15 protein-coding genes and 1 pseudogene are annotated in these 19,456 nt (G+C 63.2%); 10 read left to right on the top strand and 6 right to left on the bottom strand.

Annotated features, from left to right (window positions below):
* A pseudogene (locus ABIE35_RS14080) lies at positions 1-143 on the top strand (DUF222 domain-containing protein); the annotation flags it as partial.
* Between the two features lie 130 nt (positions 144-273).
* On the opposite strand, the gene ABIE35_RS14075 reads toward ABIE35_RS14080, so the two are convergent.
* Together ABIE35_RS14075 and ABIE35_RS14070 are read right to left on the bottom strand one after the other, a co-directional pair.
* Positions 274-1,461, bottom strand: a complete 1,188-nt coding sequence (locus tag ABIE35_RS14075) for a 4-hydroxybenzoate 3-monooxygenase (RefSeq protein WP_354515780.1) — start codon at positions 1,459-1,461, stop codon at positions 274-276.
* A 117-nt stretch (positions 1,462-1,578) separates the two neighbouring features.
* Positions 1,579-2,319, bottom strand: coding sequence for an IclR family transcriptional regulator (locus ABIE35_RS14070; RefSeq protein ID WP_354515778.1), 741 nt, complete (start codon positions 2,317-2,319; stop codon positions 1,579-1,581).
* A gap of 219 nt (positions 2,320-2,538) precedes the next feature.
* Here ABIE35_RS14070 and ABIE35_RS14065 point away from each other — a divergent pair, with 219 nt between their 5' ends.
* Positions 2,539-3,822: an MFS transporter gene (locus ABIE35_RS14065; protein ID WP_502921385.1), complete on the top strand. Its 1,284-nt coding sequence runs from the start codon at positions 2,539-2,541 to the stop codon at positions 3,820-3,822.
* Here the strand turns inward: ABIE35_RS14065 and ABIE35_RS14060 are convergent.
* Positions 3,819-4,292: an Hpt domain-containing protein gene (locus ABIE35_RS14060; protein WP_354515774.1), complete on the bottom strand. Its 474-nt coding sequence runs from the start codon at positions 4,290-4,292 to the stop codon at positions 3,819-3,821. The two genes, ABIE35_RS14065 and ABIE35_RS14060, sit on opposite strands and share 4 nt — an antisense overlap.
* Positions 4,293-4,553: 261 nt before the next feature.
* Positions 4,554-5,162, bottom strand: coding sequence for a TasA family protein (locus ABIE35_RS14055; RefSeq protein ID WP_354515773.1), 609 nt, complete (start codon positions 5,160-5,162; stop codon positions 4,554-4,556).
* A 217-nt stretch (positions 5,163-5,379) separates the two neighbouring features.
* Between ABIE35_RS14055 and ABIE35_RS14050 the strand changes: the two genes are divergently transcribed.
* Positions 5,380-6,135: a ZIP family metal transporter gene (locus tag ABIE35_RS14050; protein WP_354515771.1), complete on the top strand. Its 756-nt coding sequence runs from the start codon at positions 5,380-5,382 to the stop codon at positions 6,133-6,135.
* 19 nt (positions 6,136-6,154) lie between these two features.
* On the opposite strand, the gene ABIE35_RS14045 is transcribed toward ABIE35_RS14050, so the two are convergent.
* Positions 6,155-7,402, bottom strand: a complete 1,248-nt coding sequence (locus ABIE35_RS14045; RefSeq protein ID WP_354515769.1) for a hypothetical protein — start codon at positions 7,400-7,402, stop codon at positions 6,155-6,157.
* A 314-nt stretch (positions 7,403-7,716) separates the two neighbouring features.
* On the opposite strand from ABIE35_RS14045, the gene ABIE35_RS14040 reads away from it, so the two are divergent.
* From ABIE35_RS14040 to cls, 3 genes are read left to right on the top strand one after another with little or no spacing between them, the layout of a single operon-like run.
* Positions 7,717-8,094 carry an SHOCT domain-containing protein gene (locus ABIE35_RS14040; protein WP_207595426.1) on the top strand — a complete coding sequence of 126 codons (378 nt, stop codon included), beginning with the start codon at positions 7,717-7,719 and terminating at the stop codon, positions 8,092-8,094.
* 44 nt (positions 8,095-8,138) lie between these two features.
* On the top strand, positions 8,139-9,203 hold the full coding sequence (locus tag ABIE35_RS14035) for an AI-2E family transporter (protein ID WP_354515767.1): 1,065 nt from the start codon (positions 8,139-8,141) through the stop codon (positions 9,201-9,203).
* 6 nt (positions 9,204-9,209) lie between these two features.
* Entirely contained in the window at positions 9,210-10,676 is a 1,467-nt protein-coding gene (gene cls / locus ABIE35_RS14030; protein WP_354515765.1) for a cardiolipin synthase, read from the top strand.
* Positions 10,677-10,691: 15 nt separating this feature from the next.
* Here cls and ABIE35_RS14025 read toward each other — a convergent pair whose 3' ends face one another.
* Positions 10,692-11,288 (bottom strand): DedA family protein, encoded by a 597-nt coding sequence (locus ABIE35_RS14025; protein ID WP_354515763.1) that lies wholly within the window; start codon positions 11,286-11,288, stop codon positions 10,692-10,694.
* A 128-nt stretch (positions 11,289-11,416) separates the two neighbouring features.
* Here ABIE35_RS14025 and ABIE35_RS14020 point away from each other — a divergent pair, with 128 nt between their 5' ends.
* The 4 genes from ABIE35_RS14020 to ABIE35_RS14005 all read left to right on the top strand — a co-directional run bounded on the left by ABIE35_RS14020 (position 11,417) and on the right by ABIE35_RS14005 (position 19,379).
* Positions 11,417-14,053 (top strand): LuxR C-terminal-related transcriptional regulator, encoded by a 2,637-nt coding sequence (locus tag ABIE35_RS14020; RefSeq protein ID WP_354515761.1) that lies wholly within the window; start codon positions 11,417-11,419, stop codon positions 14,051-14,053.
* A 116-nt stretch (positions 14,054-14,169) separates the two neighbouring features.
* On the top strand, positions 14,170-15,972 hold the full coding sequence (locus tag ABIE35_RS14015) for an SLC13 family permease (RefSeq protein ID WP_354515759.1): 1,803 nt from the start codon (positions 14,170-14,172) through the stop codon (positions 15,970-15,972).
* A gap of 150 nt (positions 15,973-16,122) precedes the next feature.
* Positions 16,123-17,871: an MFS transporter gene (locus tag ABIE35_RS14010; RefSeq protein ID WP_354515757.1), complete on the top strand. Its 1,749-nt coding sequence runs from the start codon at positions 16,123-16,125 to the stop codon at positions 17,869-17,871.
* Positions 17,868-19,379 (top strand): leucyl aminopeptidase family protein, encoded by a 1,512-nt coding sequence (locus ABIE35_RS14005; protein ID WP_354515756.1) that lies wholly within the window; start codon positions 17,868-17,870, stop codon positions 19,377-19,379. Before ABIE35_RS14010 ends, ABIE35_RS14005 begins: the two co-directional genes overlap by 4 nt.
* The last annotated feature ends 77 nt before the right edge of the window (positions 19,380-19,456 follow it).

Raw genomic sequence — 19,456 nt, 5'->3', positions numbered from 1 at the left:
GCAACCACCACCACCACCTCATCCACAAAGAACAATGGCGCATCGACATGAAAACCGGCGTCCCCTGGTTCATCCCCCCACCCCACATCGACCCAACCCAAACACCCCGACGCAACCACCACCACACACCCCACAGAACATAGGAGGCCCGGGTTCAACGGGGGGGAAGAGGCCAAGGGCCCGATCTTGATCCGGGGGCGGCGACCCATCGCCATCAGGAGATGAGCCGCCGTCGAGCGCTTGCTGAACGGTTCGCCCGGCAAATCCGCGGGCTTAGCGCGTGGCGGGCCAGCCCGTGTAGGACTCTGCGAGGTACGCCTTCGCGTGCTCGGAGGTCACCACCGAGTGCAGTTCACCGAGTTGTCGGGCGCGGTCGAACTCGTCGCCACCCGCCACCGTGTGCAGCATGGACGTCATCCAGTATGAGAAGTGCTGGGCCTTCCACACGCGGTCCAAAGCACGGTCGCTGTACATATCCAACAGCGCCGTGGAGCCCTGGGAGTAGAAGGAATCGAGGCCCTCAAAGAGCATTTTGACGTCATGGATGGCCAGGTTGAGGCCCTTTGCTCCCGTGGGTGGAACAGTGTGCGCTGCATCGCCGGCCAGGAAGAGGTTGCCGTGGCGCATGGGGGTGTGGACGAAGCTGCGGAACGGCAGGACCATCTTCTCCAGGACAGGCCCTTCCTTAAGCTCGAACCCGTTGCCATTGACGCGCTTGCGGAATTCGTTCCAGATGCGTTCGTCATCCCAGTCGGCCACATTTTCCTTGGGATCGCACTGGAAATACATGCGCTGCACAGTTTCGGTGCGCTGGCTGATCAGGGCGAATCCGTTCTCGGAGTTGGCATAGATCAGTTCGTCGGCGCTGCGCGGGGCTTCGGCGAGGATCCCGAACCATGCGAAAGGGTACTCGTGGAAGTACCACTTGCGGTCGGCCTCGGGGATCTGGAAGCGGCAATGGCTGCGGGATCCGTCAGCGCCGACCAGGAAGTCGGCCTGGATTTCGAATTCCTCGCCGTTGGCGTCTGTGAACCACACCTTCGGCTTGCCTTTGAGATCGTGAACCGTGGTGTCCGTGACGCTGTACCGGACGTCACCGCCGTCGGCCTCCCGCTTCGCAGCGAGGTCCATGAAAACGTCAGTTTGCGGGTAAAGCCATACGGATTCGCCGACGAGTTCCTTAAAGTTGATGCGATGGCTCTCGCCGTTGAACCGCAGCTCGATGCCGTCGTGCCGGTCGCCTTCGCGAAGCACCCGGTCCGAAACGCCGGAATCCACCAACAAGTTCACGGTGCCGTGCTCAAGAATTCCCGCGCGAACCGTCTCCTGGATGTCCTTGCGGCTGCGGATCTCCACCACTACGGACTCAATGCCCTGTTTGGCCAGCAAATGGGAGAGCATGAGACCTGCGGGGCCTGCGCCCATAATGGCCACTTGGGTGGTGATGGGTGTGCGTGCCATGGTTGTTCCTCGCTTCGTTGCGGATCCCGGCTTGCTCGGAAGCGGGATGAATCTGGAATCAGTGTGTCCCGCAACGGGTGAGTGGCGTTACAGCAATTCCGTTGAACGGAAGCTCACTTACTCGCCGAGTTGGCGTCCAATGCCACGGGCCGCCGTTTGAAGCGCTGGTACCAGCGCCTGCAGCCTCATCTCAGCCAGCGGGACCACAACGCCCAGTGCCGCCACGGTCCGACGCTTGCCATTCATCACAGGAACGGCAATGCCCCACGTGTCAGGATCCACAACACCCGCGAGTTGCGCGTATCCCTGCTGGCCCGCTTCGGCCAGGAAATGACGCACGACGTCGGCAGTCACCTTCCCGGAAGGATCCTCGAATTGTTCGAGGTACTCCGCCTGCAGTTCCCGTGGTTGGTGGGACATCAGGGCCAGCCCTGCCGAAGAGATGTGGACAGGCATCCTTCCGGCGATCCTGGCACGGTTGGCGACTGATCCCCTCCTCGAAAGCCGCTCCACGAAGAGCGCTTCCCACCCATCCAGCACAGCAAGGTTCACGTTCTGGTTCAGGACCTGCTGGATATCCTCCATGAAGGGCATGGCAGCTTGCCGGAGGGCCAAGGTGGGCGAATTGCGGTTGACGAGTTCCCACAGACGCAGCCCCAGCCTTACAGTCCCGCCAGCACCAAGATCCAGCAACCGGTGCTCCGAGAGTTGGCGGACCAGTCGATGCGCCGAGGAGAGCGGAAGCCCGGCCCGGTCAGCCAACTCGGTCAATTGCAGCGAGGTTGCCCCCTCCGGAAAGGCCTCGATCACCCGCACTACGCGGTCAACCACGGAATCACCGGATGCCGAGTTGGCCACGATGCGCTCCTTTGCTTGCTGGTCGGTCGCTTGCACGTCAGTGGGGTCTGATCTGTGGTGAGTGGCTTACATTCATGCCAGCAGACACACCTTCCATTCAATGGTAGAACGTGTGCCACGCAACATCAGACGGTGATACAACTCTCATGACTGACCGAACGTTCTTTGGCTCAGGAATCAATCAGCCAGGACCACCAACAACGAAGTACCGAGGACGCTATGCCAACGATGTCATCTGCCCGCCGCTCCCAATGGCCCGTTTGGCTATGCTGGCTGGCCATGGTTCTGGACGGCTTCGACCTCGTGGTTCTCGGAACCGTCATCCCCACACTCATCAAGACAGGCGAACTGGGCTTCGACGCGGTCGGAGCCACCTTCGCCGCCACCATCTCCTTGGTTGGCGTTGGTCTTGGCGCGCTCTTCATCGCGCCGCTATCGGACAAGTTTGGTCGTAGGAAACTCCTGATCGCCTGCGTGGCAGGCTTCTCGCTGTTCACCATCGGCGTTGCCTTCGCCCCGAACGTTGCGGTCTTCTCACTGCTCCGCCTGCTGGCCGGTCTCGGGTTGGGCGCCTGCCTGCCGGCGGCGTTGGCATACATGAACGACTACGCCCCAGCCGGGTCGGCCGGAAAGTCCACAACCCGGACCATGACCGGGTACCACGTGGGCGCCGTGGCCACGGCCTTGCTGGCCATTTTCATCGTTCCCGACTGGCGGCTCATGTTCATCATCGGTGGCGTGGCTGGGCTGATACTGCTCCCGTTCCTGTGGGCCAAGTTGCCCGAATCCCTCCCGGAAGCAGTTCCTGTCAACGCGGGCGAGTCCAAGGCGGACGGATCCGCAAAGGCGGCGACCGCCGTCGAACATTCCGCCGGTACCAAACCAAAGACCGGCTTCCGCGACCTCCTGCAGAAGCCCTATCCTCTGGTGGCGGTTGGAATTGGCATTGCGTCCTTCATGGGGCTGCTGCTGGTCTACGGGCTGAATACGTGGCTGCCCCAACTGATGGCCGCCGCCGGATACCCCGTGAGCACCGGGCTGACGCTGTTGCTGGTCCTGAACGTGGGCGCCGTCGCGGGGCTGTTCGTCGCCGGAATCCTTGCCGATAAGCATGGGACCAAGAAGATCGTGCTGCTGTGGTTCGGGTTGTCGGCGGTGCTGCTGGCCATCCTCAGCGTCAAGATCCAGAACGAATTCCTGCTCAACGCGGCAGTCTTCGTGACGGGAGTCTTCGTCTTCAGCTCCCAGGTACTGGTGTATGCCTGGGTCAGCCAGCTCTTCCCGGCCAGGCTCCGCGGTACCGCACTGGGCTTCGCTGCGGGGGTTGGCAGGTTGGGTGCGATCGTTGGTCCTGCCGTAACCGGGACCCTGGTGGCCGCGAATATCGCCTACCCTGCAGGCTTCTACGTCTTTGCAGGTGCCGGTGTCCTGGCCGTTGCCGCACTGTTCCTGGTGCCGCATGAGGTCAAGGCCGCCGACCCCTCCGTGTCGGCCCACCACTAACTCCCTTCAACCCTGAAACCTGCCGCCAAGCAGCGGTCCGTGGAGTTCTGCAGCGATGGGAGTGCCAGGACCGCTGAATCGAAATGGCCTCCCCGGATCATGGCTTCAATGGCCCGGCACTGGTTCTCCGTGTCCACGGCACCCACCATGGCGGAGGAAATCTTAAGGCTCAAGACCGCATCCATACTGGCATCGGCATCGTGAAGGCAAAGGCCAGTGGAGATTCTGAGGATCCTGCCGGGCAGCATGGACAGGTATGTGGAGAGGAAGCTTATGGCCGGCGCATCGTCGTCCAACTCCTCAGCCAGCGCCTGCAGCGTGCTCGCCTCCAGGACAGATTCCGTTGGAGCCCGGTGTGGTTCAGCGTGACTTGCCACTGCCCGCCAGTCCCTCATTACGTGCTGCTTGGGGCTCCACGATGAAACGCCGACCTTGGGGGCTGATCCCTCGATGCTGTTGAGGGTGCTCATTGTCCCTGGCGTTCCTTCCGGGTGTTGATCGGCTTCTGTGGGGAGCCTGTTCCAAAGTCTGTGTGGCCCGGCTCAGGCTTCCTGCGGAAAATCCTCAAGGCTGGCCCAGAAATATGGCAGGCCAGGAAAATACCGGCGGACCTGATCGGGCAGGGGGGCGCCCGACCAGGCCCGGCGGGGCTTGATGGTGTTTCTGTTCGGCAGTCGCAGCGGACCCGTTGTTACAGCGGGCTGGCCGTTCGGGGTCAGCGGGGGTGGGTGCTACTTGGTGGTTTCGGTGCGCTGGGTGCCGGTGAAGGAGAAGGCGATGGTGGAGGTGGCGCCTTGGAAGTCGTTGTTCGCGGTGGTGGGGAACGCGGTGGTGACTTTGAGGTTGTCGGTCTTGGCCGAGGTCAGGGAGGTGAGGTTGGTGAGGGCCTTGTTGGCGATGATGACCGGGGCGGAGGCCAGGACGGTGCTCTTGGTTCCGGTGCAGCTGTAGGGGGCGGCGGTGCCGGTCCAGGCCACGGAGCAGTTTTCGATGGTCAGTTGCAGGCCGTTGGTCACGTCGGTGGTGAGCAAGGACCCGGTGGCCCCGGCGGAGGTGGTGAGGGTGACGTTGTTCAGGTCCGAGTTGCCGGTGTTGGCCAGGGTGACGAGTTTTTCGACCTTGTCTCCGGGGAGCAGTCCTGCGATGGGGACGTTGAGGGTGTTGGCCGGGCCGGGGGCGCCCAGGGCGATGGTGACCGTGCCTGCGGTGACGGCCTGCGACGCGGAGGTCGAAGAGGTGAACGCGCCGTAGGTTCCCATGCCGGCGACGGCGGCTGCGGTGCCGACCAGTGCGACGGAGGCGAGGATTTTGCCGGAGGTGGTCTTGAGGCTGATGGCCATCTGAGTATGGTCCTTTCGGGAGGCCACCGCGGGTCCGGCCGGCCGTTCTTTTCCAGCCTCTCTGGCTGACAAGAACTACTGTGCCGGGGCTGGATCAAGAACTAATCCTGCAAACCCGCAACACTTCCTCAGGAAAACCTCAAGACTCACCACAGCCCCACCAACCCCATATGAAACACTCATGTGGCACGTGGAAGACCAAGGAGAGGGCACAAGAATGCCGATGTGGTTGCAGGCCCTGATGTGGGGAACGCTGGCAGGCGGAGCCCTGGTTCTCGGCGCGGGCATTGCCTGGCTGTGGAAAGTCCCGCCGAAGGTTGTTTCCACGGTGATGGCCTTCGGTGCGGGTGTCCTGATCTCAGCCCTTGCCTTCGAACTGGTGGACGAAGCCGTCCAAGGCGGTGGCTTGATCCCCACCGTCTTGGGCTTCCTCCTCGGTGCACTGATATTTGTGGGCTCGAACGTTCTGTTGGCACGCGCCGGTGCCAAACATCGAAAACGTTCCAGCGGCCCCCAACCGTCCGAGAAAGACAGCCCCGGCAGTGGAACAGCCATCGCCGTGGGTGCGCTGATTGACGGCATTCCCGAATCGGTGGTGCTCGGCGTCGGCCTCCTTGCCGGCGGGGCGGTGAGCCCTGCCATGCTGGCCGCCGTCTTCATTTCCAATGTTCCTGAGGGATTGTCCAGCACAGCCGGCATGAAGAAGGCCGGCCGCAGTCCTGCCTACGTCTTTGGCACATGGACCGGCATTGCCGTGTTCAGCGGACTCGCGGCGCTCATCGGCTACACCGCCTTGGAGAACGCCCCCGGCACTGTCATTGCGTTCATCACCGCGATCGCCGCCGGCGGAATCCTGGCCATGCTGGCGGACACCATGATTCCCGAGGCTTTCGAAGAGCACCATAACCTCACGGGGCTGACGGCCGCCGTCGGGTTCTTGAGTGCCTTCACGATCCATCACGTCGGCGGGTAACGGTGAGAGCCAAAAGGGGCTAGTGCGGCAGCAGACCCAGCAACGGCAGGGCGACCGCCGTCGACACTGCCATGGCCGCCGTGTTGCCGATCACCGGGTGAAATCCGACGGGTAGGCGAACGGAAACCACGCGGGCAAGGGGCGGAGCCAGGACTGCTCCCAGCACGGCTCCGCCCACCATCGCGGACCACGACCCTTCGTAGGCCAGGACGGCGGCAGGAGCTACGGACACCACGGACGCGTACGTGGCCGCCCACCCGTCGCCGCGGTACCAGCGCTGCCAGAGGACGACGCCGGTTGCCGAGGTCAGCGCCTGGGCGAACAGTATGTGGGGCAACAGGTTGGTTCCGTACGCCGGCAACGCCGGGTTGAGCACAAACGCCGCCGCGACGGCCAGAATCACGCCGATACCGGCGAGTTCGTTGGCGAAGAAGTGCGTTTCGGTGAAGTCCTTGAGGACGCGGCGAGCAGCCCACGCGGCGTCGTTGCGGAAAGTACGGTAACCACCCGACGGCGGTCGGCACGGTTCTGGTGGTGGCCCGGGCTTTTGCAGTGCCAGCCACGGCAAACGCCGGGCCACCATGAACGCCAGCACGGAGCCAACGGACATCGCGAGGACGTTTGCCACCACCACCGGCAGGCTGAGCGGCGTCGATAAGGCAGGGATGAACAGCAACGCCAAGGGTGTCGTGGTGGCTGCTCCCAGAACGGCACCGGTGACACAGGTCTTCCAGCCGGCCCCGTAGAGAAGGACCATGGCGGGAGCGACGCAAACAAAAGGCACGAACGTGGGCTGCCACCCGTCGTCGAGCATCCACCCGAAAGCCAGGTTGGACAGGAGCAAGCTCAGCGACGCCGACGCCAGCACCCACGGCCAGAGGCCGCTGCCATAGGTGAGCGACCCCGCCCAGTTCCTCCCCCGTCGCCCGGCCCACCATGCCAGCGCGGCCCCTGACAGCAGGCCGAACGCGGCCAGATCCGACGCCCAGAACAAGGGCTCGGTCATGTCGCTGAGGAACCAGCGCAAGGCAGTCATCGGTGAGTGGGCGGCGGCTTCCGGCCAGCCCGTGTACACCGGGCCAATCCGCGGAGACTGTTGCCCGAGCGTGTGCAGGAGCAACGCGAAGGCCCCGACGATAGCCGCAATGCTGAACGCCCCCAAGGCGACCGCTGCCGAACCGCGACGGGGCGCTTGCTCCGGCCCTCGCGTGACCTCGGGTTTGGATGGTAGGTCAGCTGCCGGAAAAGTTGGGAAAGAGTGCGTCATTGGAACCCTAAAACGTGCGGTGGTGCGTGGCTTTGAGCAGCGTAACCGACCGTTTGACGCCAACTGCAACGGCCAAGTTATGGGGAATTTGTGACCGGAACGGGGGCCCAGCCCAGCCGCCCGTCGTCGGTCCTCACAACCTCCGCTCACCCTTAGTGGGTGATCTTTCTGTCCAATCGCTGTCGATCCAGCGCGGAGGGGGACTGGCGGATGCGGGCGAATCGAGAATGGTGTTGTGGTCCCGCCGGGGAACGGGTCCCTTGCCGGATGACGACGGCCCTGCCCCGGGCCGAACGAACGATGGGAAAGACACCATGAACTTTTTGGAATCGTTGTGGAGCATCATTGTCGCCTTCTTCTTCATTGCCTATTTGATTCTCCTCTTTCAGATCATTTCGGATCTTCTCCGCGATAAAGCCCTGGGCGGCGGTGTAAAGGCCCTGTGGATTTTGTGCCTGTTCGTGGCACCGTTTATCTCGGCCTTGATCTACGTCATCATGCGCGGGAAAGGCATGGCGCTTCGCAGCGAAATACGCGTCCGTGAATCTGTGGAGGAAGCAGAGAATTACATCCGGGAGGTTGCTGGAGCGCCGACGCCCACCCAGCAAATCGAATCAGCCAAAGCGCTGCTTGCCGCTGGCGACATTACCGAGGCGGAGTACGCTCGCCTGAAGGAGCTCGCTTTGGCCTGATTCGGGCGATGGCCCGCTATCCATATACCGCCGAAAGGGACCGCATGACGCGATTGAAGGCATTCCCACTGCTGGAAGGCGGGCCGTTCCGATTTGGTCTGATTACGGCATTGGGTGTTCTGGTTGCCTTGGCCCTGGGCTCGGCGGTCATTACGTTGCGGTATTCGCTGACGCTGATCTTCGCGGCCCTGTTCATCTCCTTGGGCCTGTATCCGTTGGTGCGCTGGCTGGAACGCTGGAAACTCTCGCGTGGCGGAGCTGTACTCGCAGTGGCCGCTGGATTCCTTATGGTGGTGGCCCTTTTGATCCGCTTCGTGGTCCCCATCCTGGTGGAGGAGGGCGCCGCGCTGGTCCGGGTGCTGCCATCCAGCTTCGACGCAGTGGGTGAACAAGAGTGGTTCCGGGACGTCAACGGTTCGCTGGGTGGAGCCTTGACTCCGTTGCTGGATTGGTTGGAAACCTCTGCGGCGGATCCCAATGTCTGGCTGGCAATTGGCGGCGGAGCGGTCCAGGTTGGCTACAACGTGGTGAACGGGACCTTCGCCGTGGTCTTTGTGGTTGTCCTGACCCTCTATTTCGTGGCAGGACACGAGGTCATGAAATCCAGCCTTTACGCCCTGGTGCCGGCATCCCGCAGGGAATCATTCGCGGATATCTCCGAAACAATCATTGCCTCCGTGGGTAAATACCTGAGCGGAATGTCGGTTCTGGCTCTGTTCAATGCGATCTTCACCTTTATTCTCCTTTCCGTGGCCGGAGTCAGATATGCGGCTGTACTCGCCGTCCTGGCATTCCCCATTACCCTCATACCGCTGGTGGGCAGTGCGATCAGCACGGTCATCATTACCGTGGTTTCACTCTTCACCTCTCCTTCAACGGCGCTTGTTGTTTTCCTCGTCATGCTGGCCTACATGCAGATTGAGGCCTACGTCCTGACCCCTCGTGTGGTGGGCAAAGCGATCAGCATCCCAGGTTCTTTGGTGCTGATCGGCGCAATGGTGGGCGGTACGCTGCTGGGCCTGCTGGGAGCGCTGATCGCCTGCCCCACCACGGCTTCCATCCTGCTGATCATCAAAAAAGTGGTCATCCCGCAGCAGAACGCCAAGTAGCGCGGCATGCAAGGACTACTGCACGACGCCGATGCCGTCGCCTTGATCCTGCTGGCGCTCCACATCGTGCTCGGATCAATTGCCGCGGTGATGGTTTCGGCCAACCGGAAACCGTCGTCGGCCATTGCCTGGGTGCTGGCAATCATCTTCATTCCCTACCTGGGCACGGTGGCGTTCCTGCTGGTGGGCCGCGGCAAACTGCCCAAGGCCCGGCGCGACAAGCAACGCGCCGTCAACGAGCTGATGCTTGGACGCACGCCTGGCCTCTCAGCAGTCAGCCACAGTGAGGACTGGCCCGCCTGGCTGCGTTCCGCCGTCGAACTTAACCTCCGGCTCGGCGCGCTGCCCATGGTGGGCGGCAACCGCGCCGAGTTGCTGGAGGACTACAAGGGTTGCTTCGACCGCATGATCGCGGATATGGATACCGCTGAAGAGTATGTCCATGTGGAGTTCTACATTTTGGCCCTGGACCCCACGACTTCTCCGTTCTTCGATGCCATGGCCAGGGCCTGCCAGCGCGGTGTGGCGGTCAGAGTGCTCTTCGATCACCTGGCAGCAGTAGGCGACCCCAAATACAAGGACATGCTGCAAGCTTTTGACGGTATGGGCGCCGAGTGGCACGCGATGCTTCCCTTGCGCCCCTTCAAGGGTCAATGGCAACGTCCGGACCTGCGCAACCACCGGAAACTTGTGGTGGTGGATGGAAAGGTGGGCTACACGGGCTCCCAAAACCTGATCGATGCCTCCTACAACAAGAAGCGGAATATCAGACGCGGCCTCCAATGGCATGAGCTGATGGTGCGGTTGGAGGGGCCCGTGGTGCGGGAACTCAACGCCGTGTTCGTCACCGACTGGTACAGCGAGTCCCAAGCCCTGCTTCCGTTGGACACTTCACCGGTGGTCCTGGGGTCGGAGCCGGAGCTCATTGACGCCCAGGTCCTGCCCAGCGGTCCCAGCTTCGATAACGACAACAACCTCAAGCTCTACACCACGCTCATTTACAAGGCCGAGCACCGCGTCAGTATCACCAGCCCCTACTTTGTCCCCGACGAAGCCATCCAACTGGCCATTGTCACCGCAGCGTCGCGGGGCTTGAGCGTTGAGCTCTTTGTCTCGGAGGTAGGCGACCAGGACATGGTCTACCACGCCCAGCGTTCCTACTATGAAGTCCTGCTGCGGGCCGGTGTCCGTATCTACCTTTACCGGGCTCCGCAGGTCCTGCACGCCAAACACTTCACCATCGACCACGACGTCGCAGTTATCGGCTCAAGCAACATGGATGTCCGCTCGTTCAGCCTCAACATGGAAGTCTCGGTGCTGGTCCATGGCCGATCCATCGTGGACCGGATGCGGGCAGTGGAGGACACCTACCGCGCGGCGAGCACCGAGTTGTTGCTGGAGGACTGGTTGCGGCGGCCGGTGGGTGAAGTGGCACTGGACAATTTGGCCAGGCTGACGTCGTCGTTGCAATAGCACGCCTGGGTTAAGTCAGTCGTCCAGCTGCAAATACCACGTCACGGCGGCGCTGATTCCCCTGCCCAACAGCAGCGAGAAGGCGATGGCGATGACCACGGCGAACTCCGTGGAAAGCCCTGGCCAAAGCCCGGACAGGGCCCCAATGCCCACCGAGTAGGCGGACCACAGGATGCCAGCTGCGACGGAGTAGAGGACAAACCTGCCGCGCGGGACCGGGGTGATGGCGCTGGCGACATTCATGGTCAGCCGTCCGAGCGGGACAAACCGGGACGTCAGGACCCACGAGGCGGAGTGCTTGGACAGACGTTCCCGGGAAGCATGCAGGGCCTTCTGCGTCCGGGGGCCCTGGAGGATCTTCCAGCTGGCCATGTCCCGGCGCCGGACCAATTCATACGCGCCCAGGTCTCCGGCAACCGCTCCGGCCAGCATCGCGGCCACCAACAGGTAACCGTTGGGAAGGTTGTCGGTGGCGGACAAGGCTCCCAGAGCCACAAACAAGGACGTGGTGGGAATGGGTGGAAAAACGGCCGACAATGCCACGAACACGGCCCCGAGCGGGTAGACCCAGCCGGAATCCGCAGCGCTCATGATGTCCCTGAAAGCCTGCACGGTGAAACCCCCTTCCGGGCTTCGCCCAAGCGTCTCACGGCGGACAACCCAATCCTCACGCTCAGAGGCCGCCTCGCGGATCGCCTGTACTGGGTGAATCCTCGAAGTCCCACCCCTACACTGAAGGAGTGGACGACCTCGGTGGTACCCGCCCGGACCTCTTGAGCCCCCAACTGATGGCGGTCTCCAAACCGCCTTTGGACCTGCTGGCTCGGCCCCGGCTTGTGGCAAAACTGGATGCCACACCTGACACCATCCTCCTCTGCGCCCCTGCCGGGTTCGGCAAATCGGTGGTCCTCGGCCAATGGCTTGCCAGCCGGATGTGCAACGTGGCGTGGGTCAGCCCGGACCACCAGGACGAGCCGGCCCTGTGGCCCTCGGTACTTCAGGCACTCCGGCAGTGCCCAGCCATACCGGACGGTGCCTTGTGTCAATTTTCGGGAGCCGAGACGAATGCCCACGACGTCCTGAATCACTTGGCAAGGCAGTTGACCGCCTCCGAAGGCACCATCCGCCTGGTCATCGACGGCGTTGAGGGCTTCCCGGCAGAAGACCGCGATCATTGGATTCCGGCGCTGTTGAACCAAGCGAATCTGCCCCTCCAACTTGTCCTGGCTACCAGGGAAAGCACGGCCGTTGACCCTGGACGCGCCCGGCTCAGCGGGCGGATCCTGGAACTGCAATCACGTGATCTTGCTTTTTCCCTGGACGAGATCAACTCACTCGCGGCCAAGACCATCACGCTGCTGGGGACGCATCAACTGGCCGAGCTGTTCCGACAAACCGGGGGCTGGCCCGCTTGTGTGGTGCTTGCTTTGCGTTCGTTGCGCCAAGCCGCGGACGTCGAAATGCCCGTGGGCGACATTGCAGCCAACAACCGCCAACTCGCTGAGTATCTGGACCATGAAATTCTCCGTACACTCACCCTGGACGAGCGGCACGTGCTCTCCAGTACCAGCGTGTGCCGTGTCCTGGTGGCCGCCCAGGCCAACGCCCTCACGGGCCACCGGAACGCCGGGAACGACCTCGCCAAGCTGGCGGACCACCGCGATCTGGTGGAATCTGCGGGGAGTGGCCGGAAGGTCTTTCTGGTCCGGTCCCCGATCAGGGCCTGCTTCCGGGCGGAACTTGCCCGGAAGGAGCCGGACGAATTGCTCCGTCTCCACCGGATCGCCGCGCACTGGCATGAGCAGGCAGGCGAACTCGAGGCCGCCCTCCGGCACGCCATGGACTCAGCTGACAGTCAGTTGACCGGCGCAATCCTCGAACGGCACGGAGCAACCCTCCTGGGATCAGGCGGAGTCACGCGGGTTCGGAGGGCCATCGCGGAGCTGCCGGATTCCGTCCTGGCGGTGAGTCCCAAGCTCTGCCTGGTTGCGGCGCTGGCCCATGTGGAGAGCCGTCAGCCCACCACCGCCGCCCGCTACCTGGCCGCCGCGAGTCGTTTGTGGACAGAAAACCCGCCCTCCGACCTCTCAGAACTACGCGCCCTGGCAGAAGCCCGTCTTTCCTGGTTCAGTGGAGACTGGGAGAAACAGGACCCCAAAGCTACCTCGGACTTGGCAGCCCTTCCCTTGTCACGGCAGAGCGACATCCGGATCGAAGCAAGGATGGTTTCGGTCACCGCCGCCGTGGTCGAGCAGCAATACGGGGCCGCCGAAAACGAGGCCCAGGAGGCCCTGCTCGAGGCCACCGAAGCGGGTAACGGCTACCTCGCCGGCAAGGTGTACCTCAAGCTTGCCGGCATTTCCTCAATGCAAGGCCACCTCCGCCGCGCCGGTGAGTATCTTCGACAGGCAGAGGAGAAGCTTCCGGCCTATGCGTGGACTGCGGGAGCCGGCCGATCGGTGGGTGCCCTGATGCATGCCGCTGCCGCCCTTCTCGGCGCCGAACCTGCGGCGGCCCTCAAATTCGCCGCGTCGGCAAGTGCGGAACTGGGACAACTGGGGTCCTCTTCCAAAGGAGTGGGGGCCGCGATGCGCGCCACGGTGGAACTGATCACTGCGTGCGCCCACCTGGATTCAGGGGACAGGCGGCACTCCCTGGATGGCATGCGGCAAGCTAGGCTGAGGATCGGCCAGGGCCATCTCTTCGCCCAGCCCGTGGCGGCCTTCGTCGCGGTGTTGGAACATGCCGCTGCACTGTCCTTGGGTCATTCAGAGCGTGCCCGCGAAGTCCTGGAGTGGGCCGAAGAGATCATCCCCGGGACGGGCGAGTTGTGCTTGCTGCGAGCGCAGGGCCCCGCGGGGATCAGTCGCTTCGACGCCGCAACCGAACGTCTCCGGCCACTGCACGCGGGCGTTGCTGCACCCCTGCTGGAGTGGACGTGGCTTCACGTGAACGTCCTTGAGTGTTCCATTGCCATTCGCACGGGGCGGCGGACTCTGGCCGGCAAACTCTTGGAAGATGCGCTGGGCATGGCCGACGATTTAGGGGTTATCAGGCCTTTGGCCATCGCTCCCCAGGAGGTCGTGGACCTGTTGGTGGAACGGGCGGGTACGCACGGGCCCCGCGAGGAGCTCGCCAAGCGGTTGCTGGCTTTGAGGCCTCCCGCTGATTCCCGGCTTGCGCCTTTGTTGACGCCCCGCGAGCGGGAGGTCCTTACCCTGCTCCCCTCACACTTGTCGCAGGAACAGATGGCGTCAGAGCTTCACTTGTCCGTGAATACGGTGAAAACCCACCTGCGGATCATCTATTCCAAGCTCGGCGCCGGGTCTCGTCATGATGCCGTGTCCGCGGCCTACAAGTTCGGGCACCTGCCGTAGCCCGTGACCTCGGCGGACGCCCATCACTCACCCGATTGGGGTGACCCTGCGGTTGTTACCCGGATCTAGTCTGAAAGAATGCTGGCCAAGTACCCCACGGGTGACCCAAGGCATCAATGACAGACGTCGTCGTTACGCTGCTGGTGCTCGTCGTAGTGATTGCTGCGTTCGTGTGGAACCGCCTGCCGGTTGAGGTAGTGGCGCTCGGAGCAGCCTTGGCCCTCTACGGCACCGGCATTGTGGGTTTGGACGACACATTCGCCGGTTTCGGGAGCGGGACCGTGGTGTTGATCGCCGCGTTGTTCGTGGTGGCGGAGGCGATCGATGCCGCGGGCGTCACGACGTGGCTGGGAAGCTTGCTGATCAGGTTCTCGGGAACGAGCCGAACCCGGTTGATGGTGCTGATGATGGTTTTGACGGCTTTGCTGACGGCCCTCATCAGTGTCAACGGAGCAGTCGCCGCGTTGTTGCCCATGGTGGTTGTCCTCGCAGTCCGACTGGGTCGCAGGCCTTCGGAACTCCTGATGCCCATGGCTTTCGCAGCCCACGCCGGGTCCTTGCTGATTCTTACCGGTTCACCGGTCAACATACTGATCCTGAACGCAGCGCTGGACACCACGGGAAAGGGAATCGGGTTCTTTGAGTTCGGGCTGGTGGGGCTTCCCTTGCTGCTGGGCACCATCGGATTGACCCTGTGGCTGGGACCACGGCTTCTGCCATCCCGAACGCCTGATGCCCTCCCCAAGGACCTGGGTTCCCACAGCGAGACCCTCATGAACCACTACCTCGGCGGGGAGGGGCTGAGCCGTCTCAGCATCCCGGCAGGATCAGCATTGGTCGGCCAGCCGGTTGCGTGTCTTCAGGACGGGCACGACGGCGGCCACCTCCACCTCATCAGCGTGCAGCGGCCGGACGGAAAACCGTCCGGCAGCACCATTTTTGAAGGCGGCGATGAGATAGTGGTGCGCGGCGGGCAGCAGACGATCGACGCCCTCGCTGCCCGGCACGGCCTGGAACAGGACGACGACGCCACATGCGGCCTCATCAGCAGTACCTACGGAGTGGCCGAGGTAGTGGTGGCGCCGCGGTCGAACCTCGTCGGCACGGAGGCCTACCCCGGGATGGTCACGGACAGCGGGGACCTGGTGGTGTTGGCCCATCACCATCCGGGTGAGCCGGAATCGTCGGGGCGCACGCTGATCACTGCCGGAGACAGGCTGCTGCTTCAAGGATCCTGGTCGGCGCTGGATCAGCACACAGTGGACCACAATGTGTTGCTGGTGGACTCTCCAGACACCATCCGCCGCCAAACAGTGCCGTTGGGGCCGCGGGCCACGCCGGCGCTGATCATCCTGGGAGCCATGGTGGTTCTGCTGGCCACCAACTTGGTGCCTGCACCCGTCGCGGCCATGCTGGCGGCTTTGGCCATGGTGGTGCTGCGCGTTGTCACAGTTCAGCAAGCCCACCGTTCCATGGCCTGGACCACCCTCATCCTGGTGGCCGGCATGATTCCGCTGTCCACGGCCATCACCTCCACCGGCACCGCCGAGATCCTCGCCGAGGGCATGGTGGCAGTGGTAGGGAATGGTGGGCCCTTGCTGTTGCTCTTGGGGCTCTTTGTGGTGACTGCAGTCCTGGGTCAGCTGATCAGCAATACGGCCACTGCCCTGATTATCATTCCTATCGCTCTTTCCGTGGCCCAGGAATCATCCATCAATCCCTACGCCGTGCTGATGTGCGTGTCCGTAGCTTCCTCCGCCGCGTTGCTGACCCCCGTGGCAACGCCGGCGAACATGATGATCATGCAGCCGGCGGGCTACAGGTTTGGCGACTACTGGAAGTTCGGGCTGGCCATCATGGCACTATACGCGGCAGTGGCCATCCTATTGGTGCCCGTGTTCTGGCCGCTGCAGACGTAGCCCTCCCTTCAGGACCAAGACTCCAGAACCAGAACCCAGTGATCGGAGATCGACGCCAAGGCAAACCCGCATACCGTTCCGCCAACCCCGTAGTGAGGTATTCACAACGCCCCTTCACTGTGAAGGGGCAGAGCACACCAGGAGCAGGATATGGCCAGCGACCACACCACCAAGGAAACCCCACCACCCGTCAAGGCGGCTTCATGGCTGCCCTTGATCGTGGTGGTCCTCACCCAAATCCAGGCATCATTCGCCGTCAATGCCCTGACGGTTTCCATGCAGGGCATCACCACCGACTTGGACACCGCAGCGACGTCAGTGGGCACTGCCATTACTGCCGGGACGTTTTCGATGGCGGCGTTCATCCTCTTGGGAGCGAAGCTGGGCGCCCGGTTCGGTACGCGCAAGGTGTTCCAGATTGCCGTCGCCATTCATGCCGCCGCCATGGCAGGGGTGGCATTGAGCCTCAGTCCGGCGATGCTCTTCATCGCCCAAGCGTCGTCCGGTGCTGTCATTGCCTTGATCGCACCCGCACTCACGGTCTTTATCGCCACCAATTACAAGGATCAGCAGCAAGCCAAGGCCATCGGGCTCCTGGCTGCCGCCATTCCGGCCGCTGGTGTTCTGGCCTTGCTCATCGCCGGCTGGTTCGCCACCACAATCGGCTGGCGCTACTCGTTCGGCCTCATGGTGGTCCTCGGCGCCCTCAACCTGCTGCTGAGTTTTAAGCTCAAAACTGTCCCGGCACAACCCCAGCTGAAGATCGACTGGACCGGCTCCGTCATCGCCGCGGTGGCCGTCATCCTGCTGAGCTTCGGTTTCAGCGGGTTGTCCGCCTGGGGTACCTGGTTCGCAACCAACCAGGCGCCGTTCGACATCCTTGAACTCTCCCCTGCGCCGCTGCTGATTCTCCTGGGAACCATCGCGGGACAGGTGTTCTTCAGGTGGATCCGGAAACGCCAGGATGCCAAACTGCCCCGCATTTTCGACCTCAGGGTGTTGGCCTCCAGTTCCGAACTCGCAGTGACCGCGTGCATGGCCATCATGCTCTTCGTGGGAACGGCCGCAAATTTCCTGATCCCGCTCTACATGCAGATCGTGCAGGGCCGCTCCAGCATCGAGACGTCGTTCTCGATCATTCCCTACACGTTGTCCATCTTCCTTGCGAGCACCTTCGTGGCGTTCCTGTATGACAAGTTTCCGCCCCGGACCATCGCGCAAGGCGGCTTCGTAGTGGTTGCCGGTGCGCTGGTCCTTCTCGCCTTCACCATCCGCAACGACTGGGGCCAGCTGTTTGTCGTGCTGGGCCTGATCCTCCTGGGACTCGGCCAGGGCGCAATCGTCGCGTTGGTGTTCAATACGCTGCTCAGCGCGGTTCCCCGTGAGCTGGCCGGCGACGTCGGAGCCTGGCGCGGACTGGTCCATAACCTCTCCGGCAGTGTGGGCATCGCGGTGGCGAGCGCGTTCGCCGTCGGAATGCTCTCCTCGCTGATTGCCAGCGGCGCCGCCGCGCATCCTGAGGTTTCCCAGGAGTTGATCTACAAAGTGAACGTCAATGAGGCCGACTTTATGACCAACGCGCAGGTGGAGGCGGTGATCGGCGACCGCGTGAGCAGCCCTACCGAGCTGGCGGCCGCGACGGAAGTCAACGAGGAAGCGCGTCTCCGTGCCCTGCAGATCTCCCTTCTTGGGCTCTCGGGGCTTGCCCTGCTGGCGATCGTTCCGGCGGGCCGTATGCCAGGCCGGATGACAGGCGACCTGCCTGAACAGCTCGAACCGGACGATCCCGACGCGATCCCGGAGCCGGGCCCCAAAGCGGACCAAGCCGTGACGGATTCTTCACCCACAGGTGCTCCAACCACAGATGTCCCCACCACAAAAGAACGGGCGAAACGGTGAACCACGAAGCCTACAAACTGATCCCGGAAGATTTCTCAGCTCTTCCTTCCTTGGGCGGCACCGAACCGGAGTTGCACTTCGTGGACGGCTTCGGCGCCCTCGACGCGATCGGCGTGCTGGTCTCCTCAGAGGGTGATGTTCCCGAGTCCGTCGGACTGCACCGGGAGACCTTGGCCGGCGCGGGGTTTGACGGCAAACCCGGGACTACCCTGCAACTGGCCAACGCCTCAGGAACCCTGGTGGTTGCCGTTGGAGGCGGAGAGCCTGGTTCCTTGGACGCGGACGGCTGGCGCAAGGCGGCCGCGGCCTTGGTCCGGGCCACGCAGAAGCACTCCCGGATCGGTTTTGAACTGACTGACACGGCAAGGATCGACGCCGGGCGGCTGGGCCAGGTGCTGGCCGAAGGAGTGCTGTTGGCCCGGTACAGCTACGACACCCTCAAGAGCAGGGGCAAAGGAACCGCCCTTGCCGAGGTGCAGTTCCTGGCTCCCGGGACAGACACCGAGGCTGCTTCACGGGGTGTGGACACGGGCCGCGCTAAAGTGCGGGCCACCACCATCGCCCGGGACCTATGCAACGCTCCGCCGAGCCACCTCACTGCCGTTGGCTTGGGCTCGGCGGCGAAGGAGCTCGGGGAACGGTTCGGGTTTGGGGTTGAGGAGTTCGATAAACAACAGCTCATCGACCTCCGCTGCGGCGGCCTGCTCGGCGTGAATGCCGGCAGTGCCCAGGAACCGCGCATGATCAAGCTCTCGTACCGGCCCGGGGGAACACCAACAGGCCACCTCGGCCTGGTGGGCAAGGGCATCATGTACGACTCCGGCGGTGTCAGCCTCAAACCCAGCGATCCCATGCACCTGCTCATGAAAATGGACATGGGCGGGGCTGCGGCGGTCCTTGCCGTTTTCACCGCATTGCGCGATCTCGGCTGCAAAGCCGCCGTCACCGGATTCCTGATGTGCACGGACAACATGCCCTCCGGCTCGGCCTACAAGTTGGGGGACGTGCTCACCACGCGGAGCGGACTCACCATCGAGGTAAAGAATACCGACGCCGAAGGTCGCCTGGTGATGTGCGATGCTCTGACGCTCGCGGTAGAGGATGGTGTGGACGGGATCGTGGACATCGCCACCCTGACCGGGGCAGCCCTGATGTCGTTGGGACAGCTCACCGCCCCGGTGTTCGGAAACGACCAGCGCTTGGTGGACCTGGTGCTGGAATCGGGCCGGCGCACAGACGAGCAACTGTGGCAGCTTCCACTGGAACAGGCCTACCGCCCCCAGCTGGATTCCGACGTCGCGGACATCTCCAACCTCGGCGGACCCTACGCCGGTTCCACCACTGCCGCCCTGTTCCTGGCCGAGTTCGTGGGTGAAACTCCCTGGGCGCACATCGACATTGCAGGCACCATGCAGTCGGACAAGGACGACTCGTGGCGAAGCAAGGGTGCCACGGGGTTCGGCGCGCGTCTCCTCATCGATCTGGCACTCAACTATTCAGCCACCTGACCGCATTCACCCCTGAGCGCCCCCGTGAGACGGCCACGAGGCCCCGACGCAGCAGCGTCGGGGCCTCGTGGTGTTCT

Source organism: Paenarthrobacter sp. 4246, assembly GCF_040546855.1.
GTDB lineage: Bacteria > Actinomycetota > Actinomycetes > Actinomycetales > Micrococcaceae > Arthrobacter.
Note: the sequence above shows the minus strand (reverse complement) of the source record. Positions and strands in the feature narration are given on the sequence as shown.

What these genes read in the sequence shown, in the direction of transcription:
- ABIE35_RS14075 (WP_354515780.1), bottom strand. Translation starts at nt 1,461, where the DNA reads ATGGCACGCACACCCATCACCACCCAAGTGGCCATTATGGGCGCAGGC.
- ABIE35_RS14065 (WP_502921385.1), top strand. Translation starts at nt 2,539, where the DNA reads ATGCCAACGATGTCATCTGCCCGCCGCTCCCAATGGCCCGTTTGGCTA.
- ABIE35_RS14060 (WP_354515774.1), bottom strand. Translation starts at nt 4,292, where the DNA reads ATGAGCACCCTCAACAGCATCGAGGGATCAGCCCCCAAGGTCGGCGTT.
- ABIE35_RS14055 (WP_354515773.1), bottom strand. Translation starts at nt 5,162, where the DNA reads ATGGCCATCAGCCTCAAGACCACCTCCGGCAAAATCCTCGCCTCCGTC.
- ABIE35_RS14050 (WP_354515771.1), top strand. Translation starts at nt 5,380, where the DNA reads ATGCCGATGTGGTTGCAGGCCCTGATGTGGGGAACGCTGGCAGGCGGA.
- ABIE35_RS14045 (WP_354515769.1), bottom strand. Translation starts at nt 7,402, where the DNA reads ATGACGCACTCTTTCCCAACTTTTCCGGCAGCTGACCTACCATCCAAA.
- ABIE35_RS14040 (WP_207595426.1), top strand. Translation starts at nt 7,717, where the DNA reads ATGAACTTTTTGGAATCGTTGTGGAGCATCATTGTCGCCTTCTTCTTC.
- ABIE35_RS14035 (WP_354515767.1), top strand. Translation starts at nt 8,139, where the DNA reads ATGACGCGATTGAAGGCATTCCCACTGCTGGAAGGCGGGCCGTTCCGA.
- cls (WP_354515765.1), top strand. Translation starts at nt 9,210, where the DNA reads ATGCAAGGACTACTGCACGACGCCGATGCCGTCGCCTTGATCCTGCTG.
- ABIE35_RS14015 (WP_354515759.1), top strand. Translation starts at nt 14,170, where the DNA reads ATGACAGACGTCGTCGTTACGCTGCTGGTGCTCGTCGTAGTGATTGCT.
- ABIE35_RS14010 (WP_354515757.1), top strand. Translation starts at nt 16,123, where the DNA reads ATGGCCAGCGACCACACCACCAAGGAAACCCCACCACCCGTCAAGGCG.